Here is a 23,514-nt window from a genome sequence, read left to right on the forward strand (position 1 = left end):
GCCGTTGACATACGCGCCGTGCTTGAATTATGCAGCAGTTGACCCAAACACAATAGGCGCCGATGGGCTAGACGTTTCTGGGCTACTAGTTACTGGGCGAGAAGCCCATCACCACTGCCCTGGCCCTTGCGGACACTTCGGCATGTTGGGGCTGGGCGTCCAGGAAGGGGAACCACTGAAGGCATCCCATCGGGCAAACAAGCCGTTGTTGGCTCCGTTGGGTCCGCTAACCTGGCGGAACCAGTTGCCTTGGTTCCCCGAACTGCTATCTCGCCAGACGTAGCAGTTGCTGACAATGGTCTGGCCTGGGTTCAACCAGTGCCCACCGGAACAGCTACTGCCGGTCCAGTTGGTACTACCCAAAGCATCCATGCAAGTCCGGTTGCCGATGCTATGGGTAATGTTCCATTCTGTCACGGGCGGCGGTGGCGGTTTCTTGGGTCCGCTGGTCAGTGTCTTGGACACAACAGGACCGTAGGTGCCCACCGAGTTTTTGGAGCGAACAGAGATGGTCACCGAAGTACTGTAGCCACCCGTGTTGTACGTGGCACTCCCATTGCCGGATTTGGCAGCCCAACCACCGGAGCCCACTTTCACCTCAATCGAGGCCGCGTCCACGGCCCCGCCGGGATAGGCCCACGAGTAGCTCACTGATTGCTGATCCTCTGCCCCATTACTACCACCCACTCCAGGAGTTCCAGGAGTTCCATACGGTGCCAGTTTCGCGGACGCACCGGAAGTATCACTGCGGTCGCCAGCATTGGATGTTGGCTGCGCATAGACGTTGGCGAAGACGGGGGTACCGTTCGGAGAGTTCAGGACCACCCCGGACGGCACACCGCAGCTGGTAGTGCCGGGAGTGAGAGTGACACAGTACTGGACCTCGCCACTGGCGTAGCCGTTGAGCTGACTCTGGGGAATGGCGCCATAGCTGACCTTGACCTGCCCACCGGATCCGCCCGTGCCCACCAAGGTTAGCCCCGGCGCTGCGGGGATCCCCGTGATCTTACCCAGGGCACGTTGTGGCGCGGACATTCCACTCCACGCGGTGGTGCCGGCCTTGTTCGTTGCCCGCACCCGGTACTGGTAGCCCTCTGTTGACGTGCTCACGGAGAAGGTGGTACTCAGGCCTGTCACCGTTTGCGTGGAAGTCCCCTGCCCACCGCCGGAACGTTCCACCTCGTATTTGGAGATGGGGTCACCGTTAATAAACGGCTGCTCCCAGGAAACACTCACCTGGCTGTTGGATCCCACGGCCTTATTGGTTGTCACGGCGGGCACGGCAGGAACACCGGGCACACCAGCCGGGATCACGGAGGTGGAATAAGCACTCCATTCTGAGGGATTGGGGGCCTTGTTAATCGCTTGGACGCGGAATTGGTATTCCGTACCATTCTCGAGATTGTTCCACGTGGTCTGGTTTCCTGTGAGGCCTGGCTTTTGGCCGTTTTGCCCCGAGGGTGCCGGGGAAATCTCCACGTTGAACTTGGTCACTGCGGAATAGGGACCCACCGGGGTCACCCAGCTAACCACCACGGACTTATCACCGAACACTGTGGTTGGTGCCAGCGGGGTGTCGGGGATACGGTCCGGTGTGGCGCCTACGGAGGCCTTGGATGCCGGTGAGGTGCCCACGGCGTTCGTGGCCGTCACCGTGAAGTTGTATGTTTTGGTGTTGGTCAGATCCGTGATGGTGCACGTGTTTGTGGCACACTCCTGGCTACCGCCAGCCCACGCCACCGTGTAACTGGTGATGGGTGAGCCGTTATCTGCTGGCGGATCCCACGTGAGCAGGACGGCTTGATCCTTCTCCTCTTCCACTTGGGGTTTGGCAGGTGAATCCGGCCGGCCCTTGACTGTGATGCGAATCCGGCCGTTGGCGTACCGGTCCTCATTGTTGGTCTTGTCAGCAATGATGTAACGCACCACCACTGTGCCCTTGTAGTCTTCGGCGGTGTTGACGGAGACGGAGTCATTCTTATTAGTGACGGTGATGCCAGCGCTACCGGTCTCCACTGATGTTCCCACTACCTTCAGGGGCGTATCTGGGAAAGGGTTGACGTCATTTTCAAGAACCTTGATGGTTTCCACCCGGCCAGCATGAGCGTCCAGAACAATGTCCTCGTTGGCCACAGCCAAGGGTTCCGAGGAGGAGATGGCTTTGAGCAGCACTTCCGCAGGAACAGGAGGATTAGTGCCATCCTCAACCTGGACCGTGATGGTACCCGTGGCGCCCACTTTGGTGCTGTCTTGGAGTGAAACACTCAGGACGCTACCGGCCAGGTTCACCTTGAAGCCGGCGGGAGTGCCGCCCACCACCGCGAACTTGAACTTCTCTTTATCACCCGGATCAATGTCAAAGGCCAGTGGCCCAACATCGAGGGTCACGGACTCTTGCTGCGGAACATCCAAAAGGGAGCCGGTGAAGGTGGGAGGGGTATTCTTCTTCTCTTCCTTTTTGTCATCCTTCTTTTTGTCATCACTGGGCTTTGCCACCGGTGCGGGATCCACCAGAGTCATCACTGTCAGTGTTGATTTCAGGCCTTCGGGATCATCGGGAGCGGAGCCATCAGTGACCTCAAAGGTGATGGAACCCGGACCGTAGAACTTGATATTGGAGGCGTATTTAATCGCTGTACCGTCACCTGCAATAACATCCTCATTGGAAGCGCCCAGAAGGTAAATCTTGGACGCCTCGGTCAGGCGGGGCGTGCGCCCCTCCCGCACCTGGACGTAATCAGAGAGCTTCATGGTGGCACTTTCGCCAGCTGTCATGCGGATGACGTCATGACTCTTGAGTACGGGGTACTGCTTATCCAGGCCCGGCACCCAAATAACGGCTGTGGCTTTCAAACCGTCCTGATCAGTGATGGTGTAAGGAATCATTTGATCGGCGGCAGCCAAAACAACTCGCACAGCACCGTCCGAGGTGACAGTGGCATCGGGTGCGGGGCCCCCTGGAGCGCCTTCCACGGAAACTTTCAGCTCTTCGGTCACACCGTCTGGGTCAGCATCATTTTCCAACACGGGAACATCTACCGTATTTTTGCCCAGCATTTGCTTCACTGTGACCCTGTCATCTCGGGCGATGGGGGCCTTCAATGCTGCTTTGGGGGTGACCGTCATGCGGATATTACCGGTGGCTTTGGCCCCAAACTTGTCAGAAACCGTGTACATCATGGTGGCGATACCGGGTTCCAAGGGTGAAGTTACCAACACCTTGCCCTTATCGGTGACCGAAGGCAGCATCTCCTCGGGGCCCTTGAAGCCATTCTTGACCAGACCCAGCTGGCCACCGTCGGGGTCGGAATCGTTCAGAAGAACATCCAGGGATACTTTCCGGCCCGGACGCATCGTAATGTAATCATCCTCGGTGACGGGCGGGTGGTTCAGTGCAAGTGGCGGGGCCACACCCACATCCACGCGGGCAATGGCTTCGGCGCCGAGCCGGTCCCGAACCCGGTAGCTGAAGGTATCAGTGCCGGCAGAGTTTCCGCCCGCTGTGTAAAAAATGTAGCCGTTGCCGGTTTCCGCCGTGCCTAGTGAGGGCGCCTTGTCAATGCCCACCAGCTCTACTGAGTCACCCTCGGGGTCAATGCCGTTCAGGGTCACAGGGATACGGATCTGGTCCCCTGCAATCACGCGGCCAGTGAGGTTCTTCGGAGCAGGCGGTAGATTGTGTTCGGGATCTGCAGCCACAATGGTGACGGTCACTTGCGCCGAGTTTGACTGACCCGAGCTATTGCTCACCTTGTATACGCCGCTGAGCTTTCCTGGCGTCATCCCGGCAATGAAACGTAGCTGGTTTTGGTCCGAGAACAACTTACCCATGTCAGCGTTGCCGGCTTCTGTCACCAGCGGTTCCTTGAGTACTTCACCGTTGGGATCGGTGTCATTGAGAAGGACGGGAATACTCACCACATCCCCTACACGCACCGTGGCAGTGTCAGCTTCTGCGCGGGGCGCCAGTAACTTATCTGCTGCGGGAATCCGGATGATCGCAACCTCTCCCACGGAGCTGCCGGTGCCGTTGGAGATGGTGTACTTAATGCTCATAGCGCCAGTGAGTCCGCGGACATCGCTGAGCTTGATGACATTGCGTTCAATGATGGTTGCGGAAACAGGTGAGCCGGCCGGGACATCCACGGACTGGATCACCAGGACTCCTCCCGCCGGGTCCTCGTCATTGCCCAGCACATCCACCAAAACTGATCCTCCGGCTGGCAGCATGGCCAGATCCTTCACAGCCACGGGTAAGCCCTTGGTGTTTTCGGGAACAACATCAACACGGATCAGGCCGGTGGCGCTCATGGGTCCGTTGGTTACCTGATATTCCAGGTACACCTCTCCAGGTGAGCTGGCCGTAAAGGTGACCGTGCCGTTGTCCGCGATTTTGGAGATAGTGGCGTTGGGTACCTTGGACACGCTGGCCAGACGCAGTTTCCCTCCCGAAGGGTCCTGATCGTTGCGTAATGGGGCCAGCGCGATGGGCTGGTTGACCACAGCTCGGAAGAAGTCCGCATTGGCTACCGGGGGAACCGTACCGCCAGGTTTGACGTTGACCTTGATTTTCTTCTCGGTGCTGTCCTGGCCATCGGAAACTGTGATGGTCATGGTCTTCAGCCCGGCGTTCTCGCCATCATCCTTGTAGCTAAGTTGCCCATCCGGGGTGGTCTTAATGACCGCGGACTCATCATCCGAGACTGCTCCAGTCAAGAAGATGTCATCCCCATCAGGGTCAATCCAGTCTGCCAGCACGTTTTGCTTCATGGTCTGGCCTTGTTCTACCACCATGGTGGAGTCACGCATGGCCTTGGGCGGGGAGTTTTCACTCTCAGGCACCACGCGCACGTTCACGGAGGCCTGAGCAGTTCCCTTCCGGCCATCATTGGCGGTGTACATGAAGGTCCCTGCGCCAGCTGCGCCTTCGGGAACCTTGATCTGCAATCCGGTACCACCGTAAATGGACTGGACGCCGCCTACCTCGGGGTCAGTGGCAGGAGGCTCGGCGGTGAGCACGTCACCATCAGGATCGGAGTCGTTAAAGAGAACAGGCAAAATAGTGGTCTTGCCCGCGCGTACCCCAAAGGAGTCAGGGGCAGCTTCCGGAGGACGGTTCGGCTTTGTCCTATCCGGCAACGTGTTCACCACGTTGGGATCAGCAGATTCCTTCTCAGCGTTGTCCGCCTTCTTCAAATCAGTTTTTAGATCATCCCAGTTATTCACCAGAAGCATGTTCTGGTTGACCAGCCACACATTGCCGGTATTGACATCGTTGAGAACCACCACGTCACGGTTCTTCCGGAACACAAACTCAGACTTTGCCGAAGCCTTGGGAATATCAATCAACTCTCCGGCACCGTCACAAGAGAGCGCATACTTGTTAGCCCCGGACCAGGCAGCATGAACACAACCGTTCTGCACTACGGGAGCAACAGCCTTAGCCGTGGTCCCCAGTTCCAGCACCTTCGCCGCAGAACCGTCCAAGGGCTGTGTGAACAATGCCGTGGCCGTTTCCACTGCCACGAAATTCCCGTCAGCAGTGGGCTGAGCCAGCAAGGCACCCTGTGCATCGGGGATCTTCACACTCTTGCCGCCAGGTAAAAAGACAGTCCCGGACTCAGCGGAAAAAGCAACCGGCTTCCCCCCGGCAACAGTGAGCTGAACGTCAGACTTACCGGCGAGCCCCTCAACTTTCACCCGCTCCTGGGAGGCAACCTTCCCGGCGTCGGTCAAGGTGGTGGTAATCAGCTCGCCAGCCCCACCATCCACCGTGAAAATGGTGTCATCGGGCGCCGTCACCGAAACAGCACTACCCAACTTGCTCACAATGGGCGCCGTGGTCTTTTCACTAAAACCAGGCACCTCCCCATTACTGAGGGCCCACACCTTGCCCGCACCAGAATCCGTCAACGAGACAATATTGGTACCTTGGGAAACTTGTTTGCCACCACCCAAATCAGTCTCGGAAGCCATCGCCATCATGGGCACGCTGACAGGATTCAACAAAGTGCCACCGTCGCCACTCATGAACACATTCCCGGCATCCTGCACCACATCAAAAGTGGTGGAGGTAGCGGCAAAACCACCATCGAGGACCTTCGATTGGTCATTGAGGTGGCCTACCAAGCCCTCAGCACGGTTAGTAACCCACACGCTGCCATCGTTAAGATCAACATCAGCCGTGGTAAATCCGGGGTACACAATGGCTCCCGTCACCAGGGACGCAACCACTACAAGTGTTCCGGAGATCCCCAAGATCTCTTTTTTTCGCAGTGAACGTCCTGTGAGTGACTGCAATGCCATGTGCCAGACTCCAATAAATAGCTACTGTGGGTACTGCTGTGTGCCGCGTCCTTGCCGGATTCCAGCGCACGGGGCACAAGAACAACATTATATGCCGAATGGACTAACTCCTGGCCCATCCGCCGTAACTGTACCAATGCCAGCATCCAACACCGCACCAGCAAGGGCAATGGGGAGCTCTCCCCCTCACAGGAGCGCTCCCCAATGCCGCAGCTCCAACACCCCAGCTAGCAGCGGATGTTGCCACCGTTACGGTCGCGTACATCCACGGTGTCGCTACGGACCCAACGTCCGGAGACTGGTCCGCTGCTCATGACATACCAGTTGCTATGGCAGCCCGTTACCGTGACCCAGCCGTCAGCGTAGTCCAGCCAGTTGCCACCAAGGTTCACATTCCCACCTGGGGATTCAACTCCATCACAGCGAACAGGGTTGGTCTTGAATACTCCTCCCCCGCTGGGCCCCATGGTGCAGGAGTGCCAGTCCCCGGCTTTGACCCGAACTTCGGTGACCGGCGGCGTTGGCTTCTTGGGGCCACTTGTCACGGTCGTCGAGGCTACGGGACCGTAGGTGCCAATGGAGTTTTTGGCACGAACCGAAATAGTCACTGAGGTGTTGTACCCGCCAGTATCATATGTGGTGCTACCGTTGCCGGATTTGGCGCTCCAGCCGCCGGAGCCCACTTTCACTTCGACGGAGGCCGCGTCCACTGCCCCGCCGGGATAGGACCACGAATAGGACACACTTTGGGAGTCCTCTCCACCGTTGCTCCCACCCACACCGGCAGCACCCGGCACTCCGTGCGGTGTGACTCCCAGTGATGCCTTTGAGGCATCGCCCACAGAGCTCAACCCTCCCGCCGCTGCCTCGGCGCGGACCGTGGCAGAGACTTCCTTGCCGTTGGTACTTGCCAAGACCGCCCCGGACGCCATACCACATGTTTCACCCATGGTGGAAAGTGTCACACAATAGGTGACCTCATTAGCGGCAAAACCATTGCGCTGTGTGTCATCGAGAGGGGTGTAGGTCACCGTGACTTGCCCACCGGCCGCATTCTGATTGGCCACCGCGATTTCCGGCGCTGCCATGATAGCTACCTTCCCAACAGCGCGCTGCGGTGCCGAGGCAGGGCTCGAGGAACTTGTTCCTGCCTTGTTGGTGGCGGTCACGGTGAAGATGTAGGGCGCTGTGGAGTTACCCACTGTGACGGTCTGGCTGGTACCGGTGGGCGTGTAGGTTCTCACGCCGTCCCCTCCGCCGGACTGGGTCAGAGTGTATTTGCTGATGGCCGCGCCATTGATGAACGGCTCATTCCACTGCACCGAAATCTGGTTTTGATTGCCAACTTTATCCAAAACAGTAACCGTGGGTGCGGCAGGCGCGTCCGGTACACCGGCCGGAACCACGGATGCCGAGTACGGCCCCCAGTCAGAGGGTTTGGGCGCATTGTTAATGGCTTGGACCCGGAATTGGTACCCGGTCCCATTCGCCAAACCGTCCCAGGTGACGGAATTGCCTGTGAGCCCTGTCCGCTGGCCGTTCTGCCCGGCCGGTACCGGGGAAATCTCCACAGTGAATTTAGTGACAGCAGAGAATTTACCCACTGGAGTCACCCAATCCACGGTCACTGCCTTGTCACCAAATGTGGTGGTGGGGGCAGCCGGTGCATCCGGTTTACGGTCCGGAGTGGCAGTGACGGACGCCGGCGACGCCGGCGATTGCGCCACCGCGTTGGTGGCGGTCACCGTGAATTTGTAGCCCGTAGCGTTATCCAGTCCCGTGATGGTGCACGTGTTAGTTCCACAATCTTGCGAACCGCCTGCCCAGGCCACCGTGTACTTCGTGATGGGTGAGCCGTTATCTGCTGGCGGATCCCAAGTAAGCAACACGGCCTGGTCCTTCTCCTCCAAAACCTGAGGTTTTGTGGGTGCGTCCGGCCTGCCCTTGATAGTGATTTTGATGCGGCCAGTTGCGTGCCGCGCCTGATCCTTAGTTTTGTCCTCCACCACGTAACGCACCACCACGGTGCCCTTGTAGTCTTGATCGCTATTGACCGTGACGGCCCCATCCGTGTGCGTGACTGTCACGCCGGCAGAACCGGTTTCCGTCATGGTGTCCACCACGCGCAGCGGCGTGTCCGGGAACGGGTTGACGTCATTAGCCAGCACATTGACCACCTCGGCCTGGCCGGCATGGGCGTCCACAACAAGATCCTCGTTGGCCACCGGTAGGGGCTTGGCGGACGACGTCGCACGCAACACTACATCCGCCGTCACCGGCGCGTTGGTCCCATCAGTGACGGTGAGCGTCATTGTGCCTTGCTCGCCCACCTTGGTGCCGTCTCGCTGGGTGATGGTCAGGACAGTTCCGGATAAGCCAACCTCAAAGTTGCCCGGCTTGTTCTCCCCTAGTGCGAACTTGAATTTCTGCTGATCGCCAGGATCAACATCAAAGGCGAGCGGGCCGACGTCGAGCTTCACACTCTCTTGTTGGGGCACATCTAGAGAAGCCCCCGTGAAAGTGGGCGGGGTGTTCTTCTTTTTCTCCTTGGTGCTGGCCGGTGCAGGGTCTACCAAAGTCATCACTGTCAGCGTTGATTTCAGGCCCTCGGGATCATCCGGGCCGGAGCCGTCGGTGACCTCGAAGGTGATGGACCCGGGGCCATAGAACTTAATGTCTGAGGCGTAGTTGATTCCTGCACCGTCACCGGCAATGACCTTGTCATTACTGGCACCGACCAAGGAAATTTTGGCGGCCTCGCTCAGGCGTGGCGTGCGGCCCTCCCGCACCTGGACGTAGTCGGAGAGCATCATGGTGGCACTCGCACCCGCCGTCATGCGGATGACTTTATTGTTTTTCAGGACCGGGTATTGCTTGTCCATGCCGGGCACCCAAATCACGGCGGTGGCCTGCAAACCATCTTGATCCGTGATGGTGTAGGGAATCATCTGTTCCTGCGGACCCAGTTCAATGCGCACTGCACCATTGCTGGTGACGGTGGCGGATTCGGTCACAATGCCCTTGACCGGTTGAATGCTCAGCTTCAGATCTTCTGTGACACCGTCCGGATCAGCGTCATTTTCCAGCACGGGAACATCTACCGTGTTTTTGCCCAGCATTTGCTTCACCGTGACCCGGTCATCCCGGGCGATGGGGGCTTTCAGCGCGGCATCAGGGGTGACTGTCATACGGATATTGCCGGTGGCTTTGGCCCCAAACTTGTCAGCAACCGTGTACATCATGGTGGCAATGCCGGTTTCCTTCGGCGCTCTCACCAGCACCTTGCCCTGATCGGTGATCTCGGGAAGCATCTCTTCGGGGCCTTGGAAACCACCCTTGACCAGGCCCAGCTGGCCGCCGTCGGGATCGGAATCGTTGAGAAGAACATCCAAGGAGACCTTCCGGCCCGGACGCATTGTAATGTAATCATCCTCAGTGAAGGGCGGGTGGTTCAGTGCCAGTGGCGGCGCCACACCCACATCCACGCGGGCTACCGCCTCGGCCCCGAGCCTGTCCCGAACCCGGTATGTGAAGGTGTCAGTGCCAGCAGAACTACCGGCTGCCGTGTAGAAAATGTAGCCGTTGCCGGTCTCTGCGGTGCCCAGTGCCGGGCCCTTGTCAATACCTACCAGTTCCACGGAATCACCCTCGGGGTCTATGGCGTTCAGCGGCACGGCAATGCGCACTTGATCCCCGGCAATGACACGGCCGGTCAGGTTCTTGGGGGCTGGCGGGAGGTTACGTTCCGGGTCAGGTGCCACAATGGTGATGGTCACTGGCGCTGAATTGAACTGGCCGGAGCTGTTGGCCACCTTATACACGCCTTGGACTGTTTTCGGTGTGGCACCGGCAATGAAACGCAGCTGGTTCTGATCCGCGAACAACTTCCCGTATTCCGCGGCAGGCACCTCATCTACTACGGGTTCTTTGAGCACCTCACCATTGGGATCACTGTCATTGGCCAAGACAGGGATGCTTACTACGTCACCCACGCGCACCATCGCAGTATCGGGTTCAACCCGTGGGGGCTGGATTTTATCGGGTGCCGGGATCCTGACCACAGAGATCTCTCCGGTGGCGCTGCCGGCACCATTGGAGATGGTGTATTCAAGGCTCATCTTGTCACGCAGACCGCGCAAGTCATTGATTTTGATGATGCTGCGGTCAATGATGGTTGCTGAAACAGGGGAACCTGCCGGTAGTTCCACTGATTGAATCACCAGTACTCCCCCGGCAGGATCTGAATCGTTGCCCAAGACATCTACCAGTGCCGAACCACCTGAAGGCAGCATCACCAAGTCCGTAACAGCTATAGGCAACCCTTGGCGGTCAGCTTCCACCACATCCACCCGGATCAGACCGGTGGCGCTCTGGGGCCCATTGGTCACCTGGTATTCCAGATACTCTTCCTTCGGCGTGTTCGAGGTGAAGGTTACTGTGCCGTTGTCAGCAATTTCTGACACTGTGGTGTTCGGTGGGCGGGAGATACTGGCGAGCCGGAGCTTTCCACCTGCCGGATCCTGATCATTCTTTAGCGGCGCCAACACTACCGGCTGGCCAACTACTGCGCGGACATGGTCTGCATTCGCCACAGGAGGCACTCCCCCCGCAGCTTTGACGTTGACCTTGAGCTGCTTCTCGGTGACGTCCTGGCCATCGGAGACGGTCACCGTCATGGTCTTCATGCCGATGCCTTCACCATCGTCGGTGTAGCTCAGTTCGCCGTCGGGCGTGGTCTTGATGGCAGCGGAGTCATCATCGGAGACGGCACTGTTCAAGAAGATGTCATCCCCATCAGGGTCTATCCAGTCCGTCAGCACGTTTTGCTTCATGGTCTGGCCTTGTTCTATCACCAACGTGGTGGTGCGCATGGTGTTGGGCGGGGAGTTTTCACTCTCGGGCACCACGCGTATATTAACGGACCCCTGAGCGGTTCCTGCACGGCCATCATTGGCTGTGTAGCTGAACGTGCCTGCGCCAGTGGCATTCTCGGGAACGTTGATCTGCAACCCAGTGCCATCGTAAATGGACTGGAGTGCACCAATCTCGGGGTCAGTTGTGGGAGGCTCCACAGTCAGTACGTCACCGTCGGGATCGGAGTCATTGAAGAGCACCGGCAAAATAGTGGTCTTGCCCGCCCGCACCCCAAAGGAGTCTGGGGCAGCTTCCGGGGGACGGTTCGGCTTTGTCCTGTCCGGCAAGGTATTTACCACGTTGGGGTCAGCAGATTCCTTGTCCGCGTTGTCTGCCTTTTTCAAATCGGTTTTTAGATCATCCCAGTTATTGACCAGCAGCATGTTCTGGTTGACCAGCCAGACGTTACCGGTGTTCACATCGTTGAGAACCACCACGTCACGGTTCTTCCGGAACACAAACTCAGACTTTGCCGAAGCCTTGGGAATCTCCACCAACTTGCCAGCACCGTTGCACGCGAGTACGTACTTGTTGGCGCCGGACCAGGCAGCATGAACACAGCCGTTCTGCACCACGGGCGCCACAGCCTTAGCCGTGGTCCCCAGTTCCAGTACCTTCGCCGCAGAACCGTCCAAGGGCTGTGTGAACAACGCTGTGGCCGTTTGCAGCGCCACAAAATTCCCGTCAACAGTGGGCTGAGCCAGCACGGCGCTCTTGGAATCGGGGATGGTTACGCGTTTGCCGTCCGGCAGGAACAAGGTCTGAGATTCGGGGGAAAAGACAACAGCTTTGCCCCCTGCCACAGTGATTTGTTTCTCGCCCGTGCCAGCCAGCCCCTCAACTTTCACCCGATCCTGGGAGGCAACCTTGCCGGATTCGTTCATGGTGGTGGTGATTAGCTCGCCAGCCTCACCATCCACCGTAAAAATGGTTTCATCAGGCGCCGTCACAGAAACAGCACTACCCAACTTGGTCAGGATGGGCGCTGTGGTCTTTTGACTAAAACCAGGCACCGCCTCATTAGCCAGAGCCCACACCTTACCCGCACCAGAATCCGTCAACGAGACAATATTGGTACCCTGTGACACTTGCTTGGACCCGCCCAGGTCCGTCTCGGAGGACATCGCCATCATCGGCACGTTCACAGGGTTCAGGAGGTTGCCGCCCTCGCCACTCATGAACACGTTGCCACCATCTTGCACCACATCGAAAGTGGTGGAGGTAGCAGCAAAACCACCGTCAAGGACCTTCGATTGGTCATTGAGGTGACCTACCAAGCCTTCAGCACGGTTAGTTACCCACACGCTGCCATCATTGAGATCAACATCAGCCGTAGTGAATCCCGGGTACACAATGGCACCTGTCACAACAGCAGCGGCCGTTAATACGGCCGCTGACGCTCCAAAGAATTGTTTTTTGTTGCCGGTGCGCTTGAATATGTCTGTTAATGCCATGACTAGCCTTTGCTGCCCCTCTGCAGTGGGGAATGGGGTACAACCATTTTTGCGGCCCAAAGTGCCCACAAAATGCCACTGTTAGACTACCGGATTCTTCCAGTTGATTGGCATACCCGCAGAAATTGCTTTACTAGTCCACTACCAGACCTTTTTAGTCCACTACCAAGCCTTGGCCTTTGCCCCGTCCCAGCAATACAGGGGCAATCTCGCCAAAGCCGCGCACGTTTTCAACCGGCAGCTGGGTCAGCACAAAGCGGTCGTCATTAGTTAGTGCCGAGGCTGTCACTGAGTCAATGAGCACTGTCCCAGGTTCGGCCAAGGAGGTCAGCCGGGCGGCCAGGTTAACGGTGGGTCCGTAAATATCACCCAAGCGGGAGAGCACCCGTCCCCAGACCATGGCCACACGGGCTTCGGGCAGGAAGTCATCCGCTGCCATGGCTTCTGCCAGTGACAAGGAAATCTGGGCACCGGCCACCGGTGTTTCACAGTTAAAGAGGACTTCATCACCGATGGTTTTGACCAAGCGGCCACCGCCCACGCTGATAATCTCGGCGCAAACATTTTCAAAGCGCTGGACCAGGCGTGCCAGGGTCTTTTCATTCATGCGCCGTGACAGGGAGGTGTAGCTGACCAGATCTGCGAAGCCCACGGCGCGTGCCAGGGGCAGCGGCGCGTCGTCCTCATCGCCGTCGCGCCCCAATTCACTGGACGCGAGGCCTTCTTCAGCGCGCACCGCTAGGCGCTGGACGCCAGCGTTGAGCTGGCGCCGGTAGGAATAAATCAACAGTTCTTCAAGGGGCGCAATGAGATTGGGGAGCTCGGAAACCACCGCGCGCCGAGCTTCGGCGTCACTAACACCATGTTCCACCACGAGGTCCTCCACGAGAGCCTCAATCTGCCAAACAGCCATCCTGTCAGTCATCTGACCGATGGAGCGGGTGACTGAAATGGCGGTTTCTTCTGTTAATAGCCCCTCACGGACCATGGTGACAACTATTTGCAGGGCTTCCTGGTCACGCGGAGTGAAGGCCATATCCTCGTCCCCAATGTTGGGGAAACCCATGGCACGCCATATTTTGCGTGCCGACAATAGTGAAACGCCAACTCCGGCGGCAACTTCACGGCGCCTGAGCGTCCGTTCGCCGCCCAAGAGTTGTGTTTCCAGTGCCTTGGTTTGATTGTGCGAGGCAGGCGGCAACAGCGGCTCGGGTGGATCAATGGTCTCTTCCAAGCTTGCGCTGCTCCTTTTCGCTCATCCCAACCACACCAGCGTAGTCCCGTTCCCGGGGTGTTTGCTGCATGGGCTCTCGGAACTCCGTAGCCCAAAATTGTTGGGCATCTTTAATAAATTCATTCCAGTGCGGAATTTCGGGTATAACCACTACGGTGTCGGGGTGCATGAGAAGTTCCAAGTCACCCGAACCGACCATTCTTTGGCGCCAATTCTGCACCGGACGCAGTTCCTTGATCTGGGTCAAGGCGCGTACTTGAAAACGCCTGCCCATGAGGCCTTTACGTACCAGCAGCCTTTGGTTGGTCAGAACATATTTTGTCCCAGTCCACCGCAGTACCCGCCGAAGCGGATAGAAAAGCCACACCAACACTACCAAAACCACCACACAAACCATCAGCGGCTCACGGAGCGGCTCAGCCCCTGGAGCCCATTCGGAGAAGGTGTGAGGTTGCAGCTTTTCCAAGGCCGCCGAACCCACCATGACGGCCATCAGGCCCACGGAGATGGGCCATAAAAGTATTCGTGAATGGGGACGGTTGGAGATCTGTACCTGCTCATGTTCCAGCAGTAACTTACGCATAGCCGATCGCACCATCGGATCCGGTACGGCGAAGGTGCAGCACGTCGCCAGCACTGACCGTGTGCTGCGTTCCTTGCTCATCCCGGAGCCGCAAACTGCCGTCAGCATTGACGTCAATGGCTGTGCCATGGAGCATGGTGCCACCGGGCAGCTCGGCCCGCACTTGCTGTCCCAGCGTACTCATCAGAGACTTAGCAAGCGCCAGCGCACTGACTCCCCCCGCGAGAGGTAACTGGGCATCCCCACCAACAGCCGCAAACGCTTGGTACAGCGCCGCAAAATTGTTCAAGTACGCAGGAAGGAGCTTATTCCTATCAAGGCCCGGCGCCGGGACGCCCTCCACCAACAATGATGTGGCACGATCTGTTGGCAGATCCTCCTCGCGGGCACTGACGTTGACACCAACCCCAACCACGACGCCGGGCCCCACCGGGGTGAGTGCGGCCGCCGCAGTCCCCGGGACGGCCTGCTCAGCTGGGGTTCCCGGGACAACTTGGGCCAGGATTCCCGCCAGTTTCCGTGAGTTCACCACCACGTCATTGGGCCATTTCAGCGTGGCCAAGACACCTGTTTCTGTACGCAATGCCTGACACAACGCCACTGCGGCAAGGATCGAGAGCCAGCCATAACCTGTGGGCGCGAAGGAAGTTCCCGAACCGTTGCTTACGCACTGCTCCCCAGGCCATACCAGCACGCTAGAAATCATGGCAGTACCCGCTGGCGCCTCCCAGGTCCTCCCCAGACGCCCCTTGCCGGCCGGTTGAGCATTGGCGATCAGGACGCTGAGGTCAGGCCAAAATTGTTGCGTGTCAGCAGCATTCGCAGCCAAGTCAGTGTTGGTTGAGCCTGCGGATTCCACTACATCAACGCGGGCAAAGCCTCCCTGCGGGCTCAGAAGGGCAGCCTTGAGCTGGTTCCTGTCTAGAACAAAATCAGCTTGCGGCACATCCGTTTGGGGTCGCCCAGGACCATTCTGTTCAGGTGTTGTGGCTGTGCCAGTCATGGTTCCAATCTTAGTCAGGCCTCAAGGCTGATGCATCACTCCACAGGTGGAGAATGGCCATTTCCCACGGGTTTCCAGTCCGTTTCGGCAGTCAGTGGTCCACTTTCCGGATCTCGACGGCCGTGGTGGCGGTGTTGTTTCCTCCACAGGGGTGTTGGTGATGTGGTGGTTCACGGATGTGCTTGGTCTCATGTTCTATGTCAGTGCCTGCTAATAGAATAGATGTATGGATACAGCAAGGGGGAACCCGGTCAATCCGGGATCCCTTTCAGGGGCTTTACGAGTTGGTGACCACGTTCATCAACTTCTCAACCTCGCCCACGCACTATCCACCACCACCGAGCCCACTGGTGCTAACACGGTGGGCGAGCCTGCTGCGCCCACTGCCTGTTCTAGCAGCGCTGGCCCTTCACAGGATCCTGGCCCTGTTCTGGGCCGGGAGGTCAGTATGGGCCTGGATCTCGGGGTGTTCACTGATGTGGAATGTGTTCGGTGGGCTCAAGACCTTGAGCAACTCCTACGCTTTGGCCAAGCCCTAGCAGTACAAGCCGCCGGTGAACTCAACGAACGAGTCCACGCAGGGCGCTACGCAGAGACCGGAGCCCGAGGAGGCACCAACCTCCTAGTGCAATCCCTGCAACTAAGCACCTCCGAAGCGAACCGGCGCATCCGCCTGGCTAAAGAAGTCCTCCCCATCACCGACCCCATTACCGGTACCACAGCCCCTACCGCTTACACAGGCCTAGCAACAGCATTCTTCAACGGCTCCCTCTCTCAAGAACGTGCCCTTACCGTAGCCCATTACCTCGATGAAGCCTCCCGGCTGGCTAAAAACGCGCGTATCAGCACCGAAGAAGCCACCGAGGTTGAAGAAGCACTCGTCTCTACCGCCCAACTCCAAGGCCCCGATTTCATCCGTGCCGTAGGCAACCAGATCATGAGTCACCTAGACCCCGACGGCAACAAACCCAGCACCTCAGACCTCATCGCCAAACAAGGCCTGTTCTTCCGCCAACCCCGCCGCGGACTCGTCTCCCTCTACGGCGCCTGCACCATCGAACAATACGAACAACTCTTCGCCCTGATCAGCTTCGCCACCAACCCCAACAAACACACCAACCCCAACACCATCAACACCAACGACCCAGACCAAGAAGACGGCACCGACACCACTGCCAGCACCAACGAAGCAGCCGGATTCGACGGCACAGTCGGGACTTCCGGCACAAATACCAGCGGCGGGACAGACACCAGCCGTAACCCAGAATGTACTGGGCAAAGCTCACTTCTAGAACAACTACGCGATCTCTCCGCCCAGTTCACCACCCCCAACCCACCAGAGCCAGAGCCACCCGAGCCACCCGAATTATCTGACCCGCCAACGCTGACGAAAACCACGGAACCAGAACCGGCCAGAGTCACACCACCACCTCTGGGTAACGGATGGCGCCGCAAGCTAGAACCCGGGGAAATACCACCACGGCCACCACAAGCCCCCGAGAACGCCATCGCCCCCGTCTTCGACGGCGATACCTGGTTCTGGTTCGCCCCAGCCGCAACAGAGCATCCAGTACAAGCAGCGGACCCAGTAACTACCGCATCTACCGATAATGCAGTGGACGCGGGGGCTGCGGTGGCTGCAGCCAAAACTGCGGATCCAGTGAATGCTGCGAATGCTGCGGATCCAGCGGATCCAGTGGATGCTGAGGAAACAGTGCCGTGGCCTCATCAGCTCTACGGCATCAACGTCCCAGCCCCGGGCAGCAACGAACCCTTCGAAGGGCTAGATTCCATCGACCCGAACAGCACCGACCCGGCCGTGAAAGACACCCGCACCTACGGACAAAAACTCCTCGACGGACTCATCTCCTGCGTCAAACTCGCCGCCCGCACCGGAAAACTCCCCCTCAACGGCGGCCTGAAAACCCAACTCATCCTCAGCTGCACCGAAGCAGAACTCCGCAACAACACCGCCACCGGCACCGGCACTATCTACACCACCCATAGCGGCCCCATGCCGCTGAACCTCTTCGCACAAACCCTCTGTGACCCTGAGATCACCACCATCACCTACAGCACCGGCCAAAACATCATCAACCTCGGCCGCACCCAACGCCTTTTCACCCCCACCCAACGCAAAGCCCTCTACGCCCGCGATCTCGGCTGCACCTTCCCCGACTGCACCAGCCCCGCCACCTGGTGCGAAGCCCACCACATCACTCCCTGGCAAGACGGCGGCCCCACCAACCTCAACAACGCCACCCTCCTCTGCCAACACCACCACACCCTCCTCCACCACAGCCAATGGCAACTACAACTCATCAACGGCACACCCTGGTACACACCCCCCTTCACCATCGACCCCACCCAAACCAAACGCCGCAACAACTACCACCACGGCCTCCCAAAAAACACCAACTAGATCAAAAGACAACAACTGTTCCACAACGCCAGATTCTTTTCGGCCGACTTTGTAGGGTTCCTACACATGCAGGCGAAGATTTCGTTATTAGACTGTCAGTAGAGTTTGCCGTTTTGTGCAGTTCCTATGAAGGTCTGCAAGCATCCACACTATTGAGCCGGAGTATCAATGAGCCACGATCTATCGACAACAGCAGGCAAGATTGCCGATTTCCGTGACCGGATGACTCAGGCTGAAATGCCTTCCGGTTTAGCAGCCGTTGAGAAACAGCACGCCAAGGGGCGCAACACCGCCCGCGAGCGCATTGATCTGCTGGTTGATCCTGAATCCTTCGTAGAATTCGACGCCCTGGCCATCCACCGTTCCACAGCGTTCGGCATGGAGAAGAAGACGCCGTTGGGTGACGGCGTGGTCTCCGGTTACGGCACAGTGGACGGCCGCCTAGTGGCCATCTATAGCCAAGACTTCAGCGTCTACGGCGGCTCCTTGAGCAAGGTCAACGGCGAGAAGATCGTCAAGGTGCAGGAATTTGCCATACGTAACGGCTGCCCTGTGGTGGGCATCAATGACGGCGGCGGTGCCCGTATCCAGGAAGGCGTAGCCTCACTGGCAATGTTCGCGGACATCTTCCGCAATAACGTGCACGCATCAGGTGTTGTCCCTCAGATTTCCCTCATCATGGGCCCCTGTGCTGGCGGCGCGGCGTACTCCCCCGCCCTGACCGATTACGTGGTCATGGTGGATAAGACTTCGCATATGTTCATCACCGGACCCGATGTCATCAAGACCGTCACAGGTGAGGATGTGGATATGGAGACGCTTGGCGGGGCCCGCCAGCACAACGCCACCACGGGAACCTCCACCTACTTGGCTACGGATGAGGCTGACGCCATTGAGTTTGTCCGGGAGCTCCTTGACTTCCTGCCCTCCAACAACCTCGCCGAGGCGCCCGTCACGGAGCACGAGCAGGAGCTGGAACTCAACGACGACGATCTCGCTCTTGATGCTTTGATCCCCGATTCAGCAAACCAGCCGTACAGCATGCTCACGGTGATCGAATCGATTCTCGATGACGGTCACTTCCTTGAGATGCAGGCACTCTACGCACCCAACGTCATCATTGGATACGGCCGCATTGAGGGCCACACCGTGGGCATCGTCGCCAATCAGCCCATGCAATTCGCTGGCACTTTGGATATCAATGCCTCCGAGAAGGCAGCACGCTTTGTGCGCAACTGCGACGCCTTCAACATTCCGATCATCACGCTGGTGGACGTTCCCGGTTTCCTGCCTGGCAAGGACCAAGAATTCCAGGGCATCATCCGCCGCGGCGCCAAACTGCTCTATGCCTATGCCGAAGCGACTGTGCCGAAGCTGACAGTCATCACCCGCAAGGCCTACGGTGGAGCCTACATTGTGATGGGTTCAAAGAAGCTCGGCGCCGATTTGAACCTGGCTTGGCCCACTGCCCAGATTGGTGTCATGGGCGCCCAAGGTGCAGTGAACATCCTGTACCGTCGCGATCTCGCAGCAGTCGAGGCTGAGGGCGGCGATGTTGAAGCCCGCCGTGCGGAAATTGTCCGGAACTACGAAGACGAGTTGCTCAACCCTTACCAGGCCGCGGAGCTTGGTTACGTTGATGCTGTTATTGCACCCTCAGACACGCGTCTTCAGCTCATCAAGGGATTGCGCGCACTGCGTGATAAGCGGGCCAGCCTGCCGGCAAAGAAGCATGGGAACATCCCGCTGTGACGGCCGCTGATCAGAGTCCTGAGAGTAACCCGGTTCAGTTACCGTTGCTCAACGTGACCCGGGGTAACCCCACCGATGAAGAGCTGGCCGCGGTGACCGCCGTCGTCCTAGCCCTGCAATCCGGCAGCAGCGAGGACGCTCCGAACGAACCAAAACGTCAGTGGGCGCGCCTGGCACAATTGCATCTGCCCCCACGGCCTGGCGCAGGTTCTTGGCGTCGCTCCGTCCGCTAGCTAGTTCTTAGCGGTACGGGGCGAACCCTGCCCGCGCAGTATGTGCACCATGGTGTCCACCGAGTTGGCAATCCTGTCCGTTGCATCCATGATGGCTGGCTGAACAACTCCTGACTCCAAAGAAACCGGCGGCAGGATCTCAGCTAGCCGGGTGTAGGAATCACGCATATTGACGGCCCCCCGGGGAGTTGTCCCGTCTCTGACTGCATCCTGACATGCCGTCAGAGTGGTGGCGGTGTCACTGACGAACGGCTCCAGCGGGGCCAGTAGTTTCTCCACCGGTCCCTTGGCCGCCGAGACGGAGAGCCGGGCTGCGTCTATCACCATGGCGGCCTGGATGAACAAGTGGCTCTGGACCAGTAAACCTTCGCCAACATATTGAGCTGAGAGCCCATCCACTGGCTCCGCCTGGGTCCGGTCCAGGGAAGTTTGCGCATTGGTCCTAGCCAACCTGGCGGCGATTCGGGCGGCGTCAATCTCTGACTTTTGGGCGGCAGGATCGCTCACCGCCACCAGATAACGCCCATAGCTGGCCAGTAGTTCGGCAAGCCGGGCTGGTAGGTAGCTGCGCTCCCACGCGGGCCACACCACGGTAGCCGCCACGGCCAAGGCGCCAGCTATGACGGTGTCCACCAAACGTGGCACTGCCACATCCCCGGCCGGAATGCCGGACAAATCCAGCAGCGCCACAAGATAGGCGGCCGTCCAAATAGCCATGAAAAACGCGTTGGGCAATCCGGAGACACGGACGCCGAAAACAAAGAGCACAACCAGCGCTATCAGCGCATAGTGGTTCTCCGTACCCACCAGAGAGGTGGCCACCGTGCCAATCCCCAGGCCAATGAGTGTTCCTGCCAGCCGGGCGCTGGTGCGCAGGAGAGTGCTGGCAAAGTCCGGACGCAGCAACAGCAATACCATCAGTGAGATCCAGTAGCCTCTGTCTGCACTGGGCAGCAGGCGGGATAAGCCATCCGTGGCCGATACAAGCACAGCAAGCCTGACAGCGTGCCTAAATACCGCCGAGCTCGGATTCAGATTAGCCCGCAGCGTATCGAACGGGGCCTGCGCGGCTACACGTATCCCACCGATGCGCACTTTCTCTTCAACAATGCGCCCTTCTACCGCCCCCGGCGTGGTCATGCGTGCGCAGGCCCGCAACTGTCCGGCCAAGGCCCGGGCATGCAAGGAAGCAAACCTGCCAGTAGGCGAATCCGGGTGATCTCCAACAATTGTTTGGAGCACGTCCACAGCCTCGTCAACGCCCTCCATGACAGAGGAGTCAAAGACTTTTCCCTTATACAGGGACTCAGCCACAGCATCGAGCACAGTCCCAGCCGCTGCCAAGAGAGTATGCACGGCATTGGCCTGCGTAGTCCGGTCAACCCGTTCAAAACGTTCGAGACAATAGGCCAAGGCGATGACTTCGAGCCGGATCCGTTCAGCCTCGTCAACCAGGCCACGATAAGCCTGCATACTGGGGCCGTGGCCGTGCCCAAAACCGGTTATCGTGGCCCTGGCAGCTTCAAGTTTGACTTCGGCTCCCGGCTTCATCATCTGGGGGTGCGGGGAGCGGGTGCGCTTCGCCAGAGCCTCATACACCGCGCCCAAGGCGGCTCTTTCCGGCGCGTGCCGGTGCACTGGCCAGCCGGCAATGGCCAAGAGGCTTTGCAGCAATCCGGCTGCAATCACCAGCGCCGCTATCCCAAGGGCACTAGATGCCGGCAACTGGAACCGGTTGAGCACAATGGCCACGGCTGTCCCGGCAATCCCGATTTGGGCCACTACGGGTCCCAGCGAAAGCAGCATGCCACTGACAAAGGCAAAAACAGCTATCAGCAACACCGAGAGCAGCCAGGAATGCGAAGCCAGAACTGACAGTCCACCGCCAATGCCAGCGGCCAGAGCGGTCATGCCCATGCGGGAAAGCCTGAGCCGGTAGCTTCCTGGCCTGTCAGCGAAAGCGGCAAACATGGCCCCGACTGCACCGAAAACGGCAATCGGGATACTTCCTATGGCCACCCCCACCACCAAGGGAATGGCGATCCCCAGGGCATTTCGGCCCGCAACTACGGGATCGGACTGGGAAAAGTCCAGCCGAAGCGATTTCTTGACGGTTGCCGTGACTGAGGAAGTGGCTAACACGTTCCCCAGTATGTCAGCCATCGGCCCCAGAAGAGATGATTTAGCTTGCTAAGCCTGATCGGAGCAATTTGGGTCAACTCGGAGCCACTGCGCACCGGCCTGCTGTGGCTGGGCCCCAGCAACCCGGCGCTCTCTAAGCCAAACACGACGCCGTCCCCCGAAAGTCATGCTCGAGCAACGGCGTCGTACTGGCAACTTCTGGCCCAGCCACAAGAAGAACAGCCGCAACAGACCAGACAAAGACAGGCCCAGCGAAGGCTAGGAAACTCTGCGGAACAAGGCTGCCAGTGCCTGTCCACCGCCAATGCACATGGTGACCACACCCAGTTCCATATCACGCCGGACCAAGTCCTTGGCAACGCGCAGGCTCAGCATGGCACCCGTGGCACCTACGGGGTGGCCCAGGGCAATAGCGCCACCGTAAGGGTTGGTCTTGGCAGGGTCCAAACCGGCATCGCGCATAACAGCAACTGCCTGCGCGGCAAAGGCCTCGTTGAGCTCGATCGTGTCAATATCAGCCGCAGTTGTTCCTGTCTGTGCGAACAATTTCTGCAGAGCCAAGGTGGGCGCATACCCCATCAAGGATGGATCCAGGGCGGCCGTGGTGACGGCTTCCAGAGTCACTAATCCCTGGAGTCCACGCTCCAGTGCGGCACCGGCACGGGCCAGCACCACCGCTGCGCCGCCATCATTGATTCCTGAGGCATTGCCAGCGGTGACAGTCCCACCTTTTTCAAAGGCTGGACGGAGCCCGGCGAGTGTTTCCAAGGTGGTGTTTGGTTTGGGATGCTCATCCAAGGTGACCGTGTGCGGCCTGCGTCCGCCCACCTCCACAGGAGTGATCTCCTCGGCAAAGGCGGCTTGCGCTGCTGGTGTTGCTGCCCGACGCTGGGATTCAAGGGCAAATTCGTCCTGATCCTGACGGGACACGCCATACTTGCGGGCCACGTTTTCCGCTGTGACACCCATGTGGATGTTACTGAACGGGTCAGTCAACATGGCAACGGTCCCATCCACAAGTGTGCGGTCCCCCAGCCGGTTACCGGCCCTGGCAGCGAAATCGTAGAACGGCATGCGTGTCATGGACTCGTTGCCACCGGCCAGGGTGAAGTCTGTTCCGGACCACTGCATTTGCATGGCTGCTGACCAGATAGCCTGCAGCCCGCTGCCACATAACCGGTTCACTGTGTACGCCGGGGTGCGCTCCGGAAGGCCAGCTGCCAGCGCCACGCGGCGTGCGTTGTACGCATCGGCCCCCACCTGCCCGATGCAGCCCATCACCACCTCGGAAATATCTTCCCCTGATATGCCCGCCCGCAGAATAGCCGCCCGGGCTGCGGCGGCACCGAGCTCATGGGCTGGCACATCCTTGAGAACCCCACCAAAACTACCAATGGGGGTCCGTGCGCCCTCGAGGATGACAATTTTCTCGGCATTCATCGCTGCTGCGTTCATTGCGTGTGTCCTTCGT

10 protein-coding genes are annotated in these 23,514 nt (G+C 58.9%); 3 read left to right on the forward strand and 7 right to left on the reverse strand.

Going from position 1 to position 23,514, the window contains the following annotated elements:
- Positions 1-108: 108 nt before the first annotated feature.
- The 5 genes from RY113_RS12470 to RY113_RS12490 all read right to left on the reverse strand — a co-directional run bounded on the left by RY113_RS12470 (position 109) and on the right by RY113_RS12490 (position 15,494).
- Positions 109-6,306, reverse strand: coding sequence for an Ig-like domain-containing protein (locus tag RY113_RS12470; RefSeq protein ID WP_315914805.1), 6,198 nt, complete (start codon positions 6,304-6,306; stop codon positions 109-111).
- Between the two features lie 227 nt (positions 6,307-6,533).
- Positions 6,534-12,674, reverse strand: coding sequence for an Ig-like domain-containing protein (locus RY113_RS12475; RefSeq protein ID WP_315914806.1), 6,141 nt, complete (start codon positions 12,672-12,674; stop codon positions 6,534-6,536).
- Positions 12,675-12,828: 154 nt separating this feature from the next.
- Positions 12,829-13,908 (reverse strand): adenylate/guanylate cyclase domain-containing protein, encoded by a 1,080-nt coding sequence (locus RY113_RS12480; RefSeq protein ID WP_110104495.1) that lies wholly within the window; start codon positions 13,906-13,908, stop codon positions 12,829-12,831.
- On the reverse strand, positions 13,892-14,491 hold the full coding sequence (locus tag RY113_RS12485) for a PH domain-containing protein (protein WP_315914807.1): 600 nt from the start codon (positions 14,489-14,491) through the stop codon (positions 13,892-13,894). Before RY113_RS12485 ends, RY113_RS12480 begins: the two co-directional genes overlap by 17 nt.
- Positions 14,484-15,494 (reverse strand): biotin--[acetyl-CoA-carboxylase] ligase, encoded by a 1,011-nt coding sequence (locus RY113_RS12490; protein ID WP_315914808.1) that lies wholly within the window; start codon positions 15,492-15,494, stop codon positions 14,484-14,486. Before RY113_RS12490 ends, RY113_RS12485 begins: the two co-directional genes overlap by 8 nt.
- Before the next feature lie 226 nt (positions 15,495-15,720).
- Here RY113_RS12490 and RY113_RS12495 point away from each other — a divergent pair, with 226 nt between their 5' ends.
- The 3 genes from RY113_RS12495 (at position 15,721) to RY113_RS12505 (ending at position 19,901) form a co-directional block, all read left to right on the forward strand.
- On the forward strand, positions 15,721-17,916 hold the full coding sequence (locus RY113_RS12495; RefSeq protein ID WP_315914809.1) for a DUF222 domain-containing protein: 2,196 nt from the start codon (positions 15,721-15,723) through the stop codon (positions 17,914-17,916).
- 168 nt (positions 17,917-18,084) lie between these two features.
- Positions 18,085-19,668, forward strand: coding sequence for an acyl-CoA carboxylase subunit beta (locus tag RY113_RS12500; protein ID WP_110104500.1), 1,584 nt, complete (start codon positions 18,085-18,087; stop codon positions 19,666-19,668).
- Positions 19,665-19,901 carry an acyl-CoA carboxylase subunit epsilon gene (locus RY113_RS12505; RefSeq protein ID WP_110104501.1) on the forward strand — a complete coding sequence of 79 codons (237 nt, stop codon included), beginning with the start codon at positions 19,665-19,667 and terminating at the stop codon, positions 19,899-19,901. Before RY113_RS12500 ends, RY113_RS12505 begins: the two co-directional genes overlap by 4 nt.
- Here the strand turns inward: RY113_RS12505 and RY113_RS12510 are convergent, their stop codons facing one another.
- A complete protein-coding gene (locus RY113_RS12510) occupies positions 19,902-22,043 on the reverse strand; it encodes an FUSC family protein (RefSeq protein ID WP_315914810.1) in 2,142 nt (713 codons plus the stop codon).
- Positions 22,044-22,301: 258 nt separating this feature from the next.
- Positions 22,302-23,498: a thiolase family protein gene (locus tag RY113_RS12515; RefSeq protein ID WP_315914811.1), complete on the reverse strand. Its 1,197-nt coding sequence runs from the start codon at positions 23,496-23,498 to the stop codon at positions 22,302-22,304.
- Between the last annotated feature and the right edge of the window lie 16 nt (positions 23,499-23,514).

The organism is Arthrobacter sp. lap29 (assembly GCF_032458965.1).
Taxonomy (GTDB): Bacteria; Actinomycetota; Actinomycetes; order Actinomycetales; family Micrococcaceae; genus Specibacter; species Specibacter psychrochitiniphilus.